Here is a 3,223-nt window from a genome sequence, read left to right as displayed (position 1 = left end):
AGAGGTCGGGAGGAAGGCATCTACAAAAAGAGCATCTTTAATCTGCTCAAAACCGCTGTGCATTTCCCAGACTGGCCCGCCGCAAAATTAGCAGACTTCACGGAGCTGAGCATGGAGGTGGTGACCACTTTTCTGTCTGTCAAATCAGAGGGAGATGCCCTCGCATTGAATAAATACGTTCGCGAAGACTTACTTACAGATATCCCCCTAAGCGGAGAAGAGGAAGAGAAACTGCACGGGCTGACCGGCCAGTTGGTGGGTGGATAAAGCGATGAAGAAAAGCTCTGCCAACACATCTTCAGTACCCAGTCTCAATAACACAACCTATAACACTCCCTTCGAAGTCTGGCTCCGATACCTTAAGCAACTCAAAGGACGAGTAGCATGCCTAATGAGCCGGACAAAACGGCCAAAAGGCTTCGTAGCACCAGCCTACCCGGTGCAGGCAGGTAGAGTCGCATCCTGACCTCTCAGGAACCCTATGTTGACCCGACTTCGTAGAAGTCACATCCTAATCTCTCAGGCCCCCTACGGAAGCCCGACTTCGTAGAAGTCGCATGTTACAACGGGCTAAAACCAACGCTCCACCTACCCCCACCGCAAGCCAAAAAAAACAACAATGTTTTTCACCCCTTATCTTGATATTCCCGCTGCTAAGCCGTAAATTACCAATCTATTGCACGAATCACTGCGCGCAGCAATACGAAATGCGGCGCTCCTTGTAAGACCGCTACATTAAAGTTTATTGGACGATCACTAAAGCATACTGCAATACAGCCCTGCCGCCATTGCAGTGCTTGTCATCTTATTGTACAAAAGCTAGCCTGCCTGCTATCTGCACGGATAAGGAGGTAGTACCTAATAGATTCTATTTATTCACACATAAAACCTTTCACTTATGAAAAACAAATTCCTAACAGGCTTGATGCGTTGGGGCAGTGTAGAGGGGAAAATGAGCTATTTTCAACCATACGCAGGCTTTTTGAAGGAGCTTAGCCGAGCTAAGCGACTGAGAAAAGGCACAGTATGGGCAGGAAAGAGCCATTTTACGCCTGCAATGCTTCCCAGCGCATCAAGCCTAATCCTCACCTGCCTGCTCGCCGTGCCCCTGCTGTGGGCCGGGTGCGACAAGCCACTCTTCAAGCCCGACAGAGGTTCCATTGCCCAGCCCGATGAGCTGCCGCCCATCACCACTACCGGCGAGGGCACCTTCGCCTGCAAAATCAATGGGGTGAACTGGCAGCGCTGTGGGGGCGGGTTCCTTCAGAGTAGTATACTTGGCAACTGGTCTCCGAATTATAAGATTTTATCAATGTTCGGGGAAAGGGAATGTGAAGAGTTTGATGATTACATAAGAATTGTAGCATACGTTGATAGCATAGGTAAATATGATTTGCACTATGCAATGTATGGAAACCATAACCTTGATTGCCAAGAATCCACAGACCCCTCCCATTTACTAGAAGGTGCTGACAACTGGGTAGAAATTCTCAACCTGGACACTGAAGAATTTATCGTCTCTGGCACCTTTCAGTGCACAGTGGTCGATGATAACTGTGGCGACACGATTTACATCACCGATGGCCGTTTCGACTACGACTGGGCCAATTAAATTTGTTTGTTTAAATTATTTTGGTTTTGTTGCAAGGTTCTGTATCTTTAGGGTGCTAATCTCTGTACCATGCCCTCAAGACCCAAAATACATCAACCCGATGACCGCTTCTTCCGCCACGCTATGAGCAAGCCGGAGGTAGCAAAGCGGTATATTGAGCACTTCTATCCGGACATTGCCCGCATCACCGACCTCGGGAGCCTGAAGCTGGAAAGCAGCCTCAGCATTCAGCCCAACCTGAGAGAATTCAAAGCCGATGTCATTTACCGCTGCCGCCTCCTACAAGAGGAAGAGCAGCAGCATCTGTACTTTTGCCTGCTGCTTGAGCACAAATCACAGCCCGATAAATACGTGTCCGTGCAGGTCGGGCTATACATCATGGAGCTTATGCTACGGTCCGTGAAAGAAGCCGGGCGGGAACTGGAGCTGGTGCTCCCTATCATATTCTACAACGGGAAAGAAAAATGGCAGCCCCTGACGCTCGCAGAGCTTTTTGCCGGCCATCCGCAGCTCGGCCTGCTGCAGCCCTACATCCCTAATTTTAGCTTTGTTTTTCAGGATGTCTCGCAGCTCAGCACGGAGGAGCTGCTGCAGCTTGACCTAAGCTTTTTCAGGAGCGCCATCATGGCGTTATCCTTCCGGCATCAGCCCTACTTGATTGTTAAATATCTTAGGCTTATTTTTGAAGGGGCAGACGGCAAGTCCAGCATCAGCGCACTGACCCATTACATCCTCGGAGTGGCAGAGCGCTCAGAAGAAGAATTCAAAGCAATTATTGAAAACACGGACCTCGATATAATACCAGATGTCATGAGCACACTAGAGCAAATCCTAACCCGCGGCCGCAAAGAAGGCATGGAAAAGGGTATGGAAAAAGGTATGGAAAAAGGCAAACAAAAGGAGCGCATCTTCCACCTTTTGAAGACAGCGCTCAAATTTCCGGAAATGGCGGCCGTTGACCTCGCCGACTTCACCGGGCTGCCTCAGGAAACCGTGCAGGATTTTATCGATATCGCTGCAAAAGGCGACAAAGACAAGCTCCTCAAATATGTGCAGGAAGAACTGCTTGCCGATATCCCACTCAATGCAGAAGAAATGGAGAAGCTGCAGGAGCTGGTGGAAAAGCTGCTGGCAGGCACAGACAGGTAAAGCCACATTCTGATATTTCAGCCCCCCCTGTAGCCCGACTTCGTAGAACCTGTCTACCCGGCACAGGCAGGTAGAGTCGCATATTTTCCAACCAAACCAGGACCAACGCTCACTCCACACCCACCACAAGCCTCAAAAAACAACAATGTTTTAACGCCGCAACCTTGACATTACCACGGCTAAGCAGTATATTACCAATCAATTGCACGAATCACTGCGCGCAGCAACACAAAAACCGGCGCTCCCTGTGTGACCGCCACACTTATCTTGAACAAAACATAACCGCCCTGCTAAAGCCCCGAGCTATAGCGGTATCGTTGGTATTGGCATTAAACAGATATGCCTGGGACAGCCGGTAGCTGAAGCCTCTGCTCGTGCTATCCCCCGCTGGGCGCTTCCGACAGCACCGCTGGCTACAGCGCCGTGACACGGGGTGCCCGAAGGGCGGGGGTGGATCTAAGT

At 50.1% G+C, this 3,223-nt stretch carries 3 protein-coding genes; all 3 read left to right on the top strand.

All coding sequences use genetic code 11. The features are described from left to right. A partial coding sequence (locus RIC19_RS22420) for a hypothetical protein (protein ID WP_350180613.1) occupies positions 1–267 on the top strand: 267 nt, incomplete at its 5' end. Between the two features lie 631 nt (positions 268–898). Then, complete coding sequence (locus tag RIC19_RS22415; protein WP_350180612.1) at positions 899–1,612, top strand: Riean_0653 family protein; 714 nt, start codon at positions 899–901, stop codon at positions 1,610–1,612. Positions 1,613–1,681: 69 nt separating this feature from the next. Further along, the gene (locus tag RIC19_RS22410; RefSeq protein WP_350180611.1) at positions 1,682–2,761 is read left to right on the top strand and encodes an Rpn family recombination-promoting nuclease/putative transposase; all 1,080 of its coding nucleotides are present in this window, start codon (positions 1,682–1,684) and stop codon (positions 2,759–2,761) included. Positions 2,762–3,223: the final 462 nt, after the last annotated feature.

The sequence above is a fragment of the Phaeodactylibacter sp. genome (genome assembly GCF_040219495.1).
In the GTDB taxonomy this organism is placed as follows: Bacteria; Bacteroidota; Bacteroidia; order Chitinophagales; family Saprospiraceae; genus Phaeodactylibacter.
Note: the sequence above shows the minus strand (reverse complement) of the source record. Positions and strands in the feature narration are given on the sequence as shown.

Bases quoted from the DNA above. Each gene is read 5' to 3' on its own strand.
- RIC19_RS22410 (WP_350180611.1), top strand. From the start codon at position 1,682: ATGCCCTCAAGACCCAAAATACATCAACCCGATGACCGCTTCTTCCGC.
- RIC19_RS22415 (WP_350180612.1), top strand. From the start codon at position 899: ATGAAAAACAAATTCCTAACAGGCTTGATGCGTTGGGGCAGTGTAGAG.